Raw genomic sequence first — 15,209 nt, 5'->3', positions numbered from 1 at the left:
TTTTCAGAGTGACTTGTGGGTACAGTGTTGTCTTATATCCACTTGTGTTGAATAAAATGAAAAACCGCCGGTCAGGCCGGCGGTTGGTTACGATGCTGCGGACGGATTACAGCATGTCCTTGATCAGCTTGCCAAGGATGGCAATGCCTTCGCGGATGCGCTCCGGCGGCACGGTCACGAAGGACAGGCGCAGGGTGTTGGTGGCCGGCTCGTTCGCGTAGAACGGCGCGCCCGGCACGAAGGCCACGCGGGCGGCCAGCGACTGGTCGAGCAGTTTCATGGCGTCGATGCTCTGCGGCAGGGTCACCCAGATGAACATGCCGCCTTCCGGGCGGGTCCAGGTCACGCTTGCCGGGAAGTGCTCGGCCATCGCGTCCAGCATCACCTGGCACTGGTCGCCGTACAGCTTGCGGATGGTCGGGATGTGCTGGTCCAGGAAGCCGTCCTTGACCACTTCGTGCACCACCATCTGGGTCAGCTGGGCGGTGTGCAGGTCGGCCGCCTGCTTGGCCAGCTCGAGGCGGCGCACCAGCGGCAGCGGGGCGCAGACGTAGCCCAGGCGGATGCCCGGGGTCAGCACCTTCGAGAAGGAACCCATGTAGATGACGCCGTCCGGGTTCATCGCCACCATCTTCGGCATCGGCTCGCCTTTGTAGCTCAGCGTGCCGTAGGGATCGTCCTCGATCAGCGGCAGGCCGAGGCGGGCGCAGGTTTCCACCAATTCCTGGCGGCGTTCGACCGACAAACTGCGACCGGTCGGGTTCTGGAAGTTCGGCAGGGCGTACAGCAGGCGTGCGCCTTGCGCGATCGCGTCGATCGACGACGGCACCAGGCCGTGTTCGTCGGTGTCGACGGACTTGAATTCGGGACGGTAGACCGAGAAGGCCTGCAGGGCGCCCAGGTAGCTCGGGGTCTCGACCAGCACGCGGCTGCCTTCGTCGATCAGGACCTTGCCCAGCAGGTCGAGCGCCTGCTGCGAGCCCGAGGTCATCAGGATCTGTTCAGGCAGGATGCGGCTGCCTTCCGTGGAGAGCGAATTGGCAATCCATTCCCGCAGCGGGCCGTAGCCATCGGTCGGACCGTACTGCAGCGCGACCTTGCCCGCCTCGGACAGTACCTTGTCGTACGCTTCTTTCATGCGCTCGACCGGGAAGGTGGCTGGCGAAGGCAGGCCGCCCGCGAAGGAGATGATCTCCGGACGCTGGGTGATCTTCAGGATTTCGCGGATGAACGAGCTTTGCAGCTGCTGCGCGCGTTCCGAAAACTGCCACTGGATGGGGTTTGGATTCTCGATTTTCATGCTGTTCTCACAGGACTCTCAGGAAGGGACCGCACGGGTAGTGCCGGACCATTATAAGGCACGCGGGTAGGCGGCCTCGGGATGGACCGGGCCGGGTAGGCCCAGCCCGCGATCGGTACTAATTAAACAATTGCAATGTTGCCTAAACAAATGTTTAGGCAACAAGGATCAGGCAACTTCAGCGATCAGCTCGATCTCGACGCAGGTGCCGCGCGGCAGCGAGGCGACGCCGAAGGCCGAACGGGCGTGCTTGCCGGCTTCGCCGAAGACTTCGCCGATCAGTTCCGAGCAGCCGTTGGTGACCAGGTGCTGCTCATTGTATTCCGGGGTCGAGGCAACCAGGCTCATCACCTTGACGATGCGCTTGACGCGGTTCAGGTCGCCGCCGACGGCTTCCTGCAGGGTGCCGATCAGGTCGATGGCGACCGAACGCGCAGCAACCTGGCCGTCGGCGGTGGTCTTGTCGCGGCCCAGGATGCCCGCGTTCGGCGAGCCGTCGGCGTTCTTGGCGATGTGGCCCGAGATGAACACGAGGTTGCCGGTCTGCACGTACATGACGTAGGCGGCGGCCGGGGTGGCCGGCGCGGCCAGGGTGATGTTCAGTTCTTTGAGTTTATCGTAGACGGACATGGTTTTTGTGACGTTGCAGTGAAAGAAGCCGATATTGTACGTCCACCCGGCGCCCGCAAGCATGTTTTACTGCTGGCGCACCGCCATCCGGCGTCCCGCGAACACGACGGCGGCAACCGCCAGCGCGAAGGCGCAGTTGGCCAGGGTCAGCGCCTCGCCCAGCAGCAGGGCGGCGCCCACCAGGCTCATGAAGGGCTGCAGCAGCTGCACCTGGCCCACCCGCGCCACCCTGCCCAGCGCCAGGCCGCGGTACCAGAAGAAGAAACCGATGAACATCGAGATCGCGGTGACGTAGGCAAAGCCGAGCCAGGACGCCATTCCCACGCCGCCCAGCGCGGGAATCCCATGCCACAGCAGCACCGGGAGCAGGACCGGCGCCGCCAGCACCAGCGCCCAGCAGATGGTTTCCGGCCCGCCCAGGCTGCGTGCCAGGCGGCCGCCTTCGGCATAGCCGACCGCCGCCGCGGCCACGGCGCCGAACACCAGCAGGTCGGCCGGATGCAGGCTGCCGCCGCCCTGGGCCAGGGCGAAGCCCACCACCAGGCCGGAACCGAGCAGGGACATGCCCCAGAAGCCGCTCGATGGCCGCTCATGGCCGCGCAGGGCGGCGTACAGCGCCGTCACCAGAGGCAGCACGCCTACCAAGAGGGCGCCGTGCGAGGCAGGCAGGCTGCGCAGGGCGATCGAGGTCAGGAGCGGGAAGCCGACGATGCAGCCGCCTGCCACCAGCGCCAGGGGCAGCAGGGCGGCGCGCGGCGGTAGCGGGGCGCGGCGCCAGAGCAGCCATCCCGCCGCCAGCAGGGCGGCGCCGAGGGCGCGGCCGAGCGCGACGAACACGGGATCGAGCTGCGCGACCGCCATGCGGGTGAAGGGCATGGTCAGGCTGAACATCGCGACGCCGAGCAGGCCGAGCAGCATGCCCCGGTTCTGATCGAGGGCATCCGTGCTGCGGATGGCAGTGGCGGAGGGACAGGCGGCGGTAGGCATGGGACTCCTTCGAAAGATACTTGCGGCGAGGCTGAAGACAGGTCTATGCTAGCGCGATGGGCCAATACAGTCCCAGTACACTTTACTACTTAATTTCTTCACTGTGATGGTGAAATGACCAATACGCCCGTCTTGAGCCTGGCGCGCGATTCCGGCGAGCCGCTGGCCGACCAGATCGTCCGCGCCGTAGCCAGCTGCATCGACGAGCGCCTGCTGCGCCCCGGCGCGCGCATGCCCTCGATCCGCCAGTTCGCAGCAAGCCATGGCGTGTCGCCCTTCACCGTGGTGGCCAGCTATGACCGGCTGGTGGCCCAGGGCTACCTGGATTCGCGCCGCGGCGCCGGGTTTTTCGTCCGCGGGCGGGCGCCGGCACCGACCGGCCCGGGCGACAGGGCGGCGGGGGCGGCAGGGAGCGTCGGCGCCAATCTCGACGTCGCCTGGCTGATCCGCAATATGTTCCGGCAGTCCCCGCTGCAGCATTCGCCCGGCGCGGGCGTGCTGCCGGCCGACTGGCTCGACGGTCCGGCCGTGGCCAAGGGCCTGGCAAGTTTGAGCCGGCAGAACAGCGCCGCCTTCCTCGGCTATGGCGCGCCGCAGGGCTTCCTGCCGCTGCGTCAGCAGCTGCAGCGCAAGCTGGCCGAGTTCGAGATCGGTGCGCCGCCGCAACAGATCGTCATGACCCTGGGCGTGAGCCAGGCGCTCGACCTGGTGGCGCGCGAGTTCTGCCGGCCGGGCGACACCATTTTTGTCGACGATCCGGCCTGGTTCCTGATGTTCGGATCGTTCGCCGCCATGGGACTGAACGTGGTTGGCGTGCGCCGCCTTGGCGACGGTCCCGACCTGGAGCAGCTGGCCGAGCTGGCGGCCCGCTACCAGCCTAGCTTGTACGTGATCAACTCGGTGCTGCACAACCCGACCTCGACCTCGCTGTCGGCCTCGAAAGCCTTCCAGGTCCTGCGCCTGGCCGAGCAGCATGGTTTTACGGTGGTGGAGGACGACATCTACGCCGATCTCCATCCCGGAAATGCGACGCGCCTGGCGGCGCTCGACGGCTTGCGCCAGGTGATCTACCTGGGCGGCTTTTCGAAATCGATGGCGCCCAACCTGCGGGTCGGCTTCATCGCGGCCTCACCCGAGCGGGCGCAGCGCCTGGCCGACCGCAAGATGCTGGCCACGCTCACCACCAGCGACATTGGCGAGCGCGTGGTCTACAAGATCCTGTCCGATGGACTCTACCGCAAGCACCTGGACCGGGTGCGCAGCCGCCTGGACGCGGTACGGCCGAAGGCATTGCGCCAGATCGAGGCGCTCGGCCTGCGCCCCGAGCCGGCGCCAGCCAGCGGCATGTTCGTGTGGGTCGACGCCGGCCGCGACACCAACGAACTGGCCGCGCGCGCCATGAGGGAAGACCTGTTGCTGGCGCCGGGCAGCCTGTTCTCGCCAAGCCAGCTGCCCTCGACCCGCATGCGCCTGAACGTGGCCGCGCTGCAGGACCCGGCGACCTTCCGCTTTCTAGAGCGTACGCTGGCCGGCTAGGACAATCGGACTCGATCCGATGCCGAGGTACTGGTTTGGTAGGGTGTTCGGCTCTGCCGAACGCGCGTTCGACTCACGGATGCGCTGTAGCAGCGCATGCCGGAGCTGGACGCGCGGTCGGCGAAGCCGACCACCCTACCGACTGCTCAAGCGTCCGCGGAAACGGGCGGCACCTGCCTGGCCATCTCGGCCGCGATTTCCTGCGGCGTCATGTCGCGCAGGTGGGTGGCGATCGCCCAGCGGTGGCCGAAGGGATCGACCAGCTGGCCGTAGCGGTCGCCCCAGAAGGCATCGCCCAGCGGCATGATGGGCTGGCCGCCGGCGGCCAGCGCGCGTTCCCAGACCGCGTCGGCATCGGGCACGTACAGGTGGATGGAGACCGCCGACCCCGGCGCGGGCATCTGCCCGCTGCTGCAGAATTCGGGGAATTCATCGCACAGCATGAGGATCGAATCGCCGATGCGGATGCTGGCGTGCAGCAGCCTGCCGCCGGGCCCCGGCATGCGATCGAGTTCGACGGCGCCGAAGGCTTGCTGGTAGAACGCGATGGCGTCGACCGCGCCCTTGCAGACCAGGTGCGGGGTGATGCTGTGGAAACCTTCGGGAATCGGACGTGTTGCTTGTGACATGATGTGGACCTCCTGTTCTGGTTGTGGGGTGCTACTGCCACTACGACGAACAGGAAGGTCCGGATTCGACATGCGCCGCCAGATTTATTTTTTTCCGAGTTCCACCCAGCGCGAACCCGCGTCGTGGCTGGCCAGCACGGCGTCGATGAAGCGCAGGCCGGCCACGCCGTCCTCGACCGTGGGCAGGCTGGCGCTCGCCTCCGGCAATGGCTGGCCGGCCTCGACCGCATGGATCTGCGCCGCCGCGTCCCGGTACAGCTGCGCGAACGCCTCCAGGTAGCCTTCCGGATGGCCGCAGGGAACACGGGTGGCATGCCCGGCAGCGACGCCGCCCACGCGGCCGCGCGTGAGCCGCTGCGCACAGCCGCCCTGGGGCGTGAGAATGAGCTCGTTCGGGTTTTCCTGGTCGAAAGCGAGGCTGGCCTTGCTGCCGAACACCCGCAGCTTCAGCGCGTTCTCGCAGCCGGTCGCCATCTGGCTCGACCACAGCATGCCGCGCGCGCCGTTCGGGTAGCGCAGCATCACCTGCACGTGGTCGTCCAGGATGCGCTCCGGCGTGAACGAGTGCAGCTCGGCCAGCAGTTCGCTCGGCTGGATGCCGGTAACAAAAGCCGCGAGGTGGAAGGCATGGGTGCCGATGTCGCCGGTGCAGCCGGTCGGGCCGGCGCGGCGCGGATCGTTGTGCCAGTTGGTGGCCTGGAATTCCGGCGACTGGTTGGCGGCTTCGGCCATCCAGTCCTGGGCGTATTCGACGTGCACCAGGCGCACGTCGCCGATCGCGCCCGAGGCGACCAGTTCGCGCGCATGGCGCACCATCGGGTAGCCGCTGTAGGTGTGGGTGAGGGCGAACACGCGCCCCTTCGCCTGCGCCAGCGCGGCCAATTCGCGGCCTTCGTCTAGCGAAATGGCCAGCGGCTTGTCGCAGATAACGTGGATGTCCGCTTCCAGGAAGCTTCTCGCCACCGGGGCGTGCAGGTGGTTGGGGGTAACGATCGCCACCACGTCGATGCCGTCCGGGCGCTGGCTTTCCAGCCGCGCCATCTCGCGGTAGTCGCTGTAGCTGCGCGCCGGGTCGAGCCGGATCGCCGCGCCGCTGCGCAAGGCGCGCTCGGCGTCGCTGGAGAGGGCGCCGGCCACGATCTCGTAGCAGTCGTCCAGGCGCGCCGCGATGCGGTGCACGGCGCCGATGAAGGCGCCGTCGCCGCCACCCACCATCCCCAGGCGCAACCGGCGCGGGGGCAGGCCGTCCTGCTTGTCCGTTTCATTGCGTCCGATCGCACTCATGCTTCGATCCCCATCAGCTGGCGCAGGGCGGCGCGGTTGGCGCCGCCACCTGCGAAATCGTCGAACGCCCGTTCGGCCACCCGGATGATGTGGCGGCGGATGAAATCGGCGCCTTCGCGCGCGCCGTCTTCCGGATGCTTGAGGCAGCACTCCCATTCGAGCACCGCCCAGCCGGCAAAGTCGTACTGCGCCAGCTTCGAGAAGATGGCGGAAAAGTCGATCTGGCCGTCGCCGAGCGAGCGGAAGCGCCCGGCGCGTTCCTGCCAACCGGTATAGCCGCCGTAGACGCCCTGGCGCCCGTTCGGGCGGAACTCGGCGTCCTTGACGTGGAAGGCCTTGATGCGCTCGTGGTAGATGTCGATGAAGGACAGGTAATCGAGCTGCTGCAGCACGAAGTGGCTCGGGTCGTACAGGATGTTGGCGCGGCGGTGGCCGCCAACGCCCTCGAGGAAGCGCTCGAACGTCACGCCGTCGTGCAGGTCTTCGCCCGGATGCAGTTCGTAGCAGACGTCCACGCCGGCCTCCTCGAACGCGTCCAGGATCGGCAGCCAGCGCCGAGCCAGTTCGCCGAAGGCTTCCTCGACCAGGCCGGCGGGCCGCTGCGGCCACGGATACAGGTAGGGCCAGGCAAGCGCGCCCGAGAAGCTCGCGTGCGTGTTCAAGCCGAGGCGGCGCGAGGCGCGCGCCGCGTTCTTCATCTGGCCGACCGCCCACTCCTGGCGCGCCCGCGGGTTGCCGCGCACCTGCGGCGCGGCAAAGCCGTCGAACAGGGCGTCGTAGGCCGGGTGCACGGCCACCAGCTGGCCCTGCAGGTGGGTCGACAGCTCGGTGATCGCCAGGCCGTGCGCGGCCAGCACGCCCTTGATTTCGTCGCAGTAGTCCTGGCTCTCGGCGGCGATGTCGAGGTCGAACAGGCGCTTGTCGGTCGGCAGCTGGATGCCCTCGTAGCCCAGGCCGCCGGCCCAGGCGGCCAGGTTGGCCAGGGTGTCGAAGGGCGCCTGGTCGCCCATGAATTGGGCGAGGAAGATCGCCGGTCCCTTGATGGTTTTCATGCTGGTGGCCTGTCGTATCAGTAAGGCGAATCGGGGAAATAGAACTGCTTGGCGTTCTCGCGCGTGATCAGGACCGACGGAATGATCGTCCTGCTCGGCAGTGCCTGGCCCTTCAGGCGCGCGTTGGCGGTCATCTTGATGGCGTCGTAGATGAACTTGGGCGAATAGGACACGTCGGCCTGCACCAGCTTGTCGCCATCCATCACCTTCTTGACCGCGAACTTGGCGCCGGCGCCGCCGAACACCTCCTTGATGTCGCTGCGCTTGGCCTGCTCGATGGCCTTGATGACGCCGATCGCCATGTCGTCGTCGGAGGCCCACACGGCGTCGATCTGCTTGAAGCGGGTCAGGTAGTCCTGCATGACCTTGAAGGCGTCGTCGCGGTTCCAGTTGCCGTACTTGGCATCGAGTACCTTGATGCCCGGGTGCTTCCCGATCTCGGCCTGGAAGGCCTTGACGCGCTCGTTGTCGATGGTACTCGGCATGCCGCGCAGGACCACGATATTGCCCTTGCCGTTCATACGCTTGGCCAGGTACTCGGCCGGCAGCCTGCCGAAGGCCGTGTTGTCGCCGGCGACATAGGCATGCTGGGCCGCCGGGTTGGTCAGGCCGCGGTCGACCACGGTCACGTAGACGCCCTTGTTCTTGACCTGGGCCACCGGCTGGGTCAGCGAGGCCGATTCCAGCGGCAGGATCACCAGCGCGTTCATCTTGTTCACCACCAGCAGGTCCTGCACCTGGTTGGCCTGCTCGGGCGTGCTGCCGGCGGTCTTGACGATGATCTTCAAGCCAGGATTGGCCGCTTCCAGCTCGCGCTTGGCCTGGTTGGCCCACCAGACGATGCCGCCGGTGAAGCCATGGGTGGCGGTGGGGATGGCCACGCCGATGGTGAGCTTGTCGGCGGCGAACGCCTGGCCCGTGCCGAGCGCCAGCAGGCAGGCCGCGGCCAGTTTGCCGAATTGTCGTTTGGATGGACGCATGGAGATTCCTTTGTTAATGGATGAACGGTTCAGCGGCGGCCGCGCTGCAAATAAGCCACGGCGATGATCACCAAGCCCTGCACGGCAGGGTTCAGGTGCACGCTGATGATGCTGGTGAGGTTCAGGATGTTGCCGATCACGGACAGCAGGATGGCGCCGATCACGGTGCCCATGACCCGGCCCGAGCCGCCCCTGAGCGAGGTGCCGCCCACGACCACCGCGGCGATGGCCTCCAGCTCCCACAGGATGCCGGTGGTGGGCGTGGCCGAACCCAGGCGCGGCACGTACAGGATGGTGGCGATCGCCACGCACACGCCCAGCAGCAGGTAGGTCAGCACCTTGACCCGGTCGACGCGGATCGCGGCGTAGCGCGCCACCTGTTCGCTGGAACCGATCGCCTGCACGTGCTGGCCGTAGGCGGTGCGGTTCAGGATCAGGGCGCCCAGCAGGGCCACCAGGGCGAACACCCATACCGGCACCGGCACGCCCAGCAGGCTGTGGTAGTACACCGGGCTGTAGGTCTCGGACAAGGTGAAATCGAGCGTCAGGGCGCCGCCGTCCGACAGCCAGGTCAGCACGGCGCGGAACACGCCGAGGGTGCCGAGCGTGACGATGAAGGCTTCGATGCGGCCGCGTGCGATCAGGAATCCGTGCAGGATGCCGAATACCGCGCCGAAGGCGAGCGCCAGCCCGATGCCGAGCAGGACGATGGTGACGGCGCCGGGCGGATTCGCGCCGCTTGCCAGCGCGTTCATCGCCACGATCATGACGCCCGCGATCAGCGCCGCCATCGAGCCGACCGAGAGGTCGATGCCGCCGGAGACGACCACGAAGGTCATGCCGACCGCGATGATGCCGATGAAGGCGGTGCGGGTCAGCACGTTCATCAGGTTGTCGAAGGTGGCGAAATCGGGATTGAGCAGGCCGCCCGCGATGCAGAGCAGGATCAGGGCCAGCGCCGGGCCGAGGCCCTTCAGGCGCGGCAGGGCAGGCAGGAAGGAGGGCCTAGTGGCGGGTGTGTTGGGTGTCGGTTGCATGGGAAATGATGTTTTCTTCACTGAGTTGGTCGGGGCCGAGCACGGCCTGCAGGCGCCCGCCGTGCAGCACCGCCACCCGGTGCGACAGGCCGATCAGCTCGATCAGTTCGGACGAGATGATGATCACCGCGCGGCCCTCGCTGGCCAGGCGGTGGACCAGCGCATAGATGTCGCGCTTGGCGCCCACGTCCACGCCGCGGGTAGGCTCGTCGAGCACGATCACGCGCGGGTTCGAATGCAGGTACTTGGCCAGCGCCAGCTTCTGCTGGTTGCCGCCCGAGAGCGAGCGCGCCACGCAGTCCGGGTCGCGCAGGCGGATGCCGAAGTCCGCGATGGCGCGCTCGAGCGCCGCGCGGCCGGCCTTCAGGTCGACCCAGGGCCTGGCGTCGCGCTCCAGCGTCATCATGGTGAGGTTCTCGCGCAGGCCGAGGTCGAGGTGTAGCCCCTTGCCCTTGCGGTCTTCGCTCAGGTAGGTCAGGCCATGCCGCATGGCCTCGCGCGGGCTGCGGATGTCGACCTGCTGTCCCCCGATCTCGATGCTGCCGCTCTGGCGCGGGCGCAGGCCGAGGATGGCTTCGAAGGCTTCGGTGCGGCCGGCGCCGACCAGGCCGGCAAAGCCCAGGATCTCGCCGGCGCGCACCTCGAAGCCCAGGTTGTGTACCCAGCCCGGCACCGCCAGGTTCGATACCCGCAGCAGTACCGGCGCGTCGTCGAGCGCAGGCTGCTTGGGCGGGAACATGTCCGACACGTCGCGTCCGACCATCAGGTTGGCCATTTGCCGGCGGTTCACGTCGCCGGTAGAGGCGCGCGTGACGAACTTCCCGTCGCGCATGACGACCACCTCGTCGGTGTGCGCTTCCATCTCGTCGAGCTTGTGCGAGATGTAGACGATGGTAACGCCCTCCGCCTTCAGGCGTGCCATCAGGGCGAACAGCTTCTTCGTCTCGCCCGCCGACAGACTGGCGGTGGGCTCGTCCATGATCAGGAGGCGCGCCTTGCGCGACAGGGCCTTGGCGATCTCCACCAGCTGTTTTTCGGCGACGATCAGCTCGGACACGCGGGTGTCCGGGTCGCGGTCCAGGCCGACCTGCTCGAGGCAGGCGGCAGCGTCGACCTCCATGGCGCGCCGGTCGAGCAGGCCGTTGCGGGTCTTCTCATGGCCCAGGAAGATGTTCTGGGCGATCGTGAGGTGCTCGGCCAGGTTGAATTCCTGGTGGATCAGGGCGATGCCCAGCTCCTCGGCGTCGCGCGCGCTGTCGAACTGGCGCTCGACGCCGTCGACCAGCAGTTGGCCGCTGGTAGGACGTTCGTAGCCGGCCAGGATCTTCATCAGGGTCGACTTGCCGGCGCCGTTTTCCCCCAGCAGGCCGACCACGCGCCCCGCTTCGAGCGCGAAGTCGACGCCGTGCAGGACGCGTACCGGCCCGAATTCCTTGACGATGTGGCTGAAACGGACGGACAGGCTCATTTGGCCGGCATCTTCGCGAGCACGGCCTTCAATCCTTTCAGGGAGGCGGCCACCGTGTCGAGCTGGCCTATGCCGTTCGGGTATTCCTCCTGCTCGACGATGATCCAGTCTGTCCCGCCGACCTCGCGCAGGGCGCGCGTCAGGGCCGCCCAGTCGGTCCTGTCCTGGCCGATGATCGGCGTGCCGGTCGTTCCGGGCGCGAACTTGGCCTTGTAGTGGGTGCTCACGGTGCGGCCCGGGTACTTGTAGACGTAGGCCACCGGGTCCTTGCCGGCGTGCGTGGTCCAGCCCACGTCCTGCTGCATGATCGACGCCTTCGGCGTGTTCCGGGCGATCACGTCCCAGGGCGTGCTGCCGACCTCACCCGCCATTTCCTGGGCGTGGTTGTGGTAGCCGATGCGCATGCCCTTGGGCGCCAGCTTGCTGGACAGGGCGCTGAGTTCCTTGCTCATCGCGGTGCTGCCCTCGACGCTGGCGCCGCGCGCATCCATCGGGATCACCAGGTTGGCGCAGCCGAGCGTCTTGTAGAAGGCGGTGGTGGCGTCGAAGCGCGCGTCGGCCAGCTGGTCGAAGCCCACATGGGCGCCGGCGCACTGCAGCTTGTTCTTGTCCAGGAAGGCTTTCAGGCCGGCCGGGTTCGACTTGTAGGGACCGAATTCGCCGGCGAACTCCACGCCCTGGAAGCCGAGCCTGGCGATTTTCGTGAGCGTGCCTTCGAAGTCCTGCTTGATCTCGTCCTTGACTGACCACAGTTGCACGCCGATGCGGGGAGAAGTTTCGGCGGCCACGGTGTGGGAGGCGGCGCCGAGGGCAGCGGCCAACACGGCGTACAACACGGTTTGCTTGTTCATTCTGTCTCCGTTCTTGTCAGATTTTTCCGGCTTTCAGCTGGTCCACCGCATAGGCGCAGGCGCGCGCGGTCAGCGCCATGAAGGTCAGCGAAGGGTTCTGCCAGGCGCTGGACGCCAGCGAGGAACCGTCGGTGACGAACAAATTTGGCACGTCATGGGCCTGGTTGAAGCCGTTGAGCACCGAGGTCTTCGGGTCGCGGCCCATGCGCGCCGTGCCCACCTCGTGGATCGCCAGGCCGGGCGGGTATTCGGCTTCCGTCAGCATGCGCTTCTTCACGTCCTTGACGCCGAGGTCCTCGAGGATGTTGGCGGCGGTATCGGCCATGTCCTCGCGCATCTTGCGGTCGTTCTCGCCGTGGGTGATGTCGATGTGCAGCAGCGGGATGCCCCATTTGTCCTTCTTGGTCGGGTGCAGGCTGACCATGTTCTCGAAGCGCGGCAGCATCTCGCCCTGGCCCCCCAGGCTGAAGTGCCAGGGGCCGGGTTTTCTCAGCATGGCCTTGAAGTCCTTGCCGAAGCCTGGCTTCCAGGCCGCCGATTGCCAGCCGTCGCGCGCGGCGCCGCCCGCCAGCGCATAGCCGCGCACAAAAGAAGGGTGCTGGTCGACCACGTTGCGAAAACGCGGGATGTAGGGGGCCGTGGGACGGCGGCCGCGGTAGTAGTCGTTCTCGAAACCCTCGACCCGGCCGCTGGCGCCGGCGGCCCACAGGTGGTCCATCAGGTAGTGGCCGAGCACGCCGGACGAGTTGGCCAGCCCGGTGGGGAAGGCGTTTGAAGTCGAGTTCAGCAGGATCGCGGTGGAGGCCAGCGTCGAGGCGCACAGGATGACCACCTTGGCGTGGAATTCGCGCGTCTCCATGGTTTCGGCATCGATCACCCGCACCCCGGTGGCGCGGTTGGTCCTGGCGTCGTAGATCACGCTGTGCACGATGGCATTGGTGGCGACGCGCAGGCGGCCGGTCTTGAGCGCCGCCGGCAGGGTCGAGCTCTGGGTCGAGAAGTAGGCCCCGAAGGAGCAGCCGCGGTGGCACTGGCTGCGCGCCTGACAGGGGGCGCGGCCCTGGGCCAGGTGCTCGTCGCTGGCCTTGTTCAGGTTCGCGGTGCGGCCGATGATCATGCGCGCCGGCGCATACATGGCGTCGAACTTCTTTTTCAGCGCCGCTTCGACCGTGTTGAACTCGAAAGGCGGCAGGAATTCGCCGTCCGGCAGCACCGCCAGGCCTTCCTTGCTGCCGCTGATGCCCACGAAGCGCTCGACGTGGCTGTACCAGGGCGCCAGGTCGGCGTAGCGGATCGGCCAGTCGGTGCCGTGGCCGTCCTTCAGGTTGGCGCCGAAGTCCAGGTCGCTCCAGCGGTAGGACTGGCGCGCCCACATCAGCGACTTGCCGCCCAGCTGGTTGCCGCGGATCCAGCTGAACGGACGGCCCGCGGGTGTCGAATACGGCATGTCGCGGTCGTTGTTGAAGAACTGCTTGGTGTGCTCATCAAAAGCGTAGCACTGTTTCTGGACCGGGTACTGCTCGTCGGCCACCGTGGCGTCGACCCGGCCGCGGTTGGGCATGGTCCACGGGTCCTTGTTTTCGCCGATGTAATCGATGCCATGCTCGACCGGACGGCCGCGCTCGACCATCAGGGTCTTAAGTCCGCGTTCGGTCAATTCCTTGGCGGCCCAGCCGCCGGTGATGCCCGAGCCGACGACGATCGCGTCGAACTGTTCCGGGCTGCTTTTGATATAGAAGGAGGAGACGGGTTCCATGGGGCCTGGTGTCGGGTTTATTGGATCGCCCAGCCGCGGCTGGAACGGGTGAGCTTGTAGTTGCCCTGGAAGCCGCCCGGGATGGGCAGGTAGGCCAGTTCGCGCGTGGCGCCGGCTTCCGAGGTGTAGTAGGCAAAAGCGACGTAGCCCTTCAGCTGGCGGAAGAAGCCCTGGTCTTCGCCCTCGAAGGGCGCGCTGCCGGCGTCGAGCGCGCGCAGCAGCGCGACCTGGCGCGCCGCCGGCAGCGCCGTGAAACGCTTGCCGCCCTGCGCCTGCGCCACCGCCTCGATGCGGGCCAGCCCGGCCTTGAAGCGCGCCTGCTCGGGCGCAAGGGCGCACACCTTGAGCAGGTGGTCGATGGTGCGGTGCGTGCCGACCGCCAGGGCGCCCGGGGTGTCGGTCCTGGGGATGATCAGCTCGGCCAGCACGCCGGTCAGCAGCAGCTCGTCGCGCGTGAGCAGCACCGGCTCGTAGGCGGCGCCCTTGCCGGCTGCCGCCACGGCGGCGAGCACCTCGCCGCTGGACGGGAGGGCGGACAAGCCGGTGACGCCGCACAGGGCGCCCAGGCGCAGCAGGGCCGAGCGCCTTTGCCGGGCGCGAGGATCAAGAGGCTTCAACATGGTTTCCTTTTCGGTGAAAAGATGGGGCATTCCCGGCCCGTCCAGCCGCCAGCGCCAGCTGGTACTGCTTGGGCGTGATCCCGACGATGCTGCGGAATTGCTTGGTGAAGTAGCTCTGCCCGCCGAAGCCGGTCGCCAGCGCGACCCGGGCGATGCTGTTGGCGCCGGGGAGCAGGCGGCAGGCTTCGTGGACCTTCATGTGCAGCACGTACTGCTTGGGCGTGAGCGAGAAGTGCTCCTTGAACTTGCGCTCGAAGGTCGACAGCGACATGCAGGACAGCTTGGCGAGGTGGTCGATGCTGATGTTTTCGTTCAGGTGTTCCTGCACGTACTCGATGCAGGCCTTGAATTCGTGGAAGGGCGCGATCGCGTCCTGCGAGCGGCGGGCGTCGCGCGAAAAGCCTTCGATCCCGACGATCGCCCCCTCGCGGTTGCGGATCGGGGCCTTGGTCGTGAACAGCCAGGTCAGTTCGCCGTTGCCGCCGTCGATCACCTCCAGCTTGTTCTTGACGGTGACGCCGGTCTCCATCACGGCCAGGTCGTCGGCGCGGATGCGGTCGGCGATGTCGCGCCGGAAGAAGTCGTGGTCGGTCTTGCCGAGGATGTCCTTGACGTCCGCCAGCGCATGCTGTTCCTGCAGCAGGCGGTTGCCCCAGACGAACTGGCCGGCCCGGTTCTTGGCGAAGTAATAGGTATCGGAGAGCGTATCGAACAGGGTGCTTGGGGTCGAGATGCCGTGCGCGGCGAAGAAACCGGCGCATTCTTCCCGTGCCGCAGAGGCGCAGGGCCTGGCCACGGAGGCGGGACGCCGGGTGCGCTGGCGCTCCTTGCGCTCGCCGGGCTCGCTGCCCGAGCCCATGGCAATGACCATGCCCATGCCAACGACAATTGTGCTCATCCTGCCTGTCTCCGCTTTTGTGATCAGCCATGTGCGCGCTAACACCATCGGCACGCCTGGCTGCTTATATGGGAAATACTAGCATTCGGAAATGTTTAAGAGTGTCAATAAATCGGAAAAATTTATAAGGAATTCGGCAAGATGGGTTTGTGTGGTAGCGCTAACACACATGGCCATGCTA

The 15,209-nt window shown here is 67.0% G+C and carries 14 protein-coding genes; 1 reads left to right on the top strand and 13 read right to left on the bottom strand.

Going from position 1 to position 15,209, the window contains the following annotated elements:
• Nucleotides 1–106 precede the first annotated feature (106 nt).
• The 3 genes from YWC_RS0101490 to YWC_RS0101480 form a co-directional block, all read right to left on the bottom strand.
• Complete coding sequence (locus tag YWC_RS0101490; protein ID WP_027863792.1) at nucleotides 107–1,300, bottom strand: aminotransferase-like domain-containing protein; 1,194 nt, start codon at nucleotides 1,298–1,300, stop codon at nucleotides 107–109.
• Between the two features lie 168 nt (nucleotides 1,301–1,468).
• A complete protein-coding gene (locus tag YWC_RS0101485) occupies nucleotides 1,469–1,930 on the bottom strand; it encodes a RidA family protein (RefSeq protein ID WP_027863791.1) in 462 nt (153 codons plus the stop codon).
• 66 nt (nucleotides 1,931–1,996) lie between these two features.
• The gene (locus tag YWC_RS0101480) at nucleotides 1,997–2,917 is read right to left on the bottom strand and encodes a DMT family transporter (protein WP_027863790.1); all 921 of its coding nucleotides are present in this window, start codon (nucleotides 2,915–2,917) and stop codon (nucleotides 1,997–1,999) included.
• A gap of 114 nt (nucleotides 2,918–3,031) precedes the next feature.
• Here YWC_RS0101480 and YWC_RS0101475 point away from each other — a divergent pair, with 114 nt between their 5' ends.
• The gene (locus YWC_RS0101475; RefSeq protein WP_027863789.1) at nucleotides 3,032–4,453 is read left to right on the top strand and encodes an aminotransferase-like domain-containing protein; all 1,422 of its coding nucleotides are present in this window, start codon (nucleotides 3,032–3,034) and stop codon (nucleotides 4,451–4,453) included.
• 146 nt (nucleotides 4,454–4,599) lie between these two features.
• On the opposite strand, the gene YWC_RS0101470 is transcribed toward YWC_RS0101475, so the two are convergent.
• From YWC_RS0101470 to YWC_RS31355, 10 genes are all read right to left on the bottom strand, one after another.
• Nucleotides 4,600–5,082, bottom strand: a complete 483-nt coding sequence (locus tag YWC_RS0101470) for a VOC family protein (RefSeq protein WP_036212512.1) — start codon at nucleotides 5,080–5,082, stop codon at nucleotides 4,600–4,602.
• A gap of 84 nt (nucleotides 5,083–5,166) precedes the next feature.
• The gene (locus tag YWC_RS0101465; RefSeq protein WP_371845969.1) at nucleotides 5,167–6,366 is read right to left on the bottom strand and encodes a Gfo/Idh/MocA family protein; all 1,200 of its coding nucleotides are present in this window, start codon (nucleotides 6,364–6,366) and stop codon (nucleotides 5,167–5,169) included.
• Entirely contained in the window at nucleotides 6,363–7,418 is a 1,056-nt protein-coding gene (locus tag YWC_RS0101460; protein WP_027863786.1) for a sugar phosphate isomerase/epimerase family protein, read from the bottom strand. The genes YWC_RS0101465 and YWC_RS0101460 overlap by 4 nt, the downstream gene beginning before the upstream one ends.
• A gap of 17 nt (nucleotides 7,419–7,435) precedes the next feature.
• Nucleotides 7,436–8,398 carry a substrate-binding domain-containing protein gene (locus YWC_RS0101455; RefSeq protein WP_036212509.1) on the bottom strand — a complete coding sequence of 321 codons (963 nt, stop codon included), beginning with the start codon at nucleotides 8,396–8,398 and terminating at the stop codon, nucleotides 7,436–7,438.
• Nucleotides 8,399–8,427: 29 nt separating this feature from the next.
• Nucleotides 8,428–9,435, bottom strand: a complete 1,008-nt coding sequence (locus tag YWC_RS0101450; protein WP_027863784.1) for an ABC transporter permease — start codon at nucleotides 9,433–9,435, stop codon at nucleotides 8,428–8,430.
• Nucleotides 9,404–10,903 carry a sugar ABC transporter ATP-binding protein gene (locus YWC_RS0101445; protein ID WP_027863783.1) on the bottom strand — a complete coding sequence of 500 codons (1,500 nt, stop codon included), beginning with the start codon at nucleotides 10,901–10,903 and terminating at the stop codon, nucleotides 9,404–9,406. The genes YWC_RS0101450 and YWC_RS0101445 overlap by 32 nt, the downstream gene beginning before the upstream one ends.
• The gene (locus YWC_RS0101440; protein ID WP_027863782.1) at nucleotides 10,900–11,754 is read right to left on the bottom strand and encodes a sugar phosphate isomerase/epimerase family protein; all 855 of its coding nucleotides are present in this window, start codon (nucleotides 11,752–11,754) and stop codon (nucleotides 10,900–10,902) included. Before YWC_RS0101440 ends, YWC_RS0101445 begins: the two co-directional genes overlap by 4 nt.
• 16 nt (nucleotides 11,755–11,770) lie before the next feature.
• Nucleotides 11,771–13,510, bottom strand: coding sequence for a GMC oxidoreductase (locus YWC_RS0101435; protein WP_027863781.1), 1,740 nt, complete (start codon nucleotides 13,508–13,510; stop codon nucleotides 11,771–11,773).
• A 17-nt stretch (nucleotides 13,511–13,527) separates the two neighbouring features.
• Entirely contained in the window at nucleotides 13,528–14,130 is a 603-nt protein-coding gene (locus tag YWC_RS0101430) for a gluconate 2-dehydrogenase subunit 3 family protein (protein ID WP_027863780.1), read from the bottom strand.
• Complete coding sequence (locus YWC_RS31355) at nucleotides 14,114–15,028, bottom strand: AraC family transcriptional regulator (RefSeq protein WP_169728072.1); 915 nt, start codon at nucleotides 15,026–15,028, stop codon at nucleotides 14,114–14,116. The genes YWC_RS0101430 and YWC_RS31355 overlap by 17 nt, the downstream gene beginning before the upstream one ends.
• Between the last annotated feature and the right edge of the window lie 181 nt (nucleotides 15,029–15,209).

It is taken from the genome of Massilia alkalitolerans DSM 17462 (assembly GCF_000427785.1).
Lineage (GTDB): Bacteria > Pseudomonadota > Gammaproteobacteria > Burkholderiales > Burkholderiaceae_D > Telluria > Telluria alkalitolerans.
This window is presented reverse-complemented; position numbering and strand designations above follow the sequence as displayed.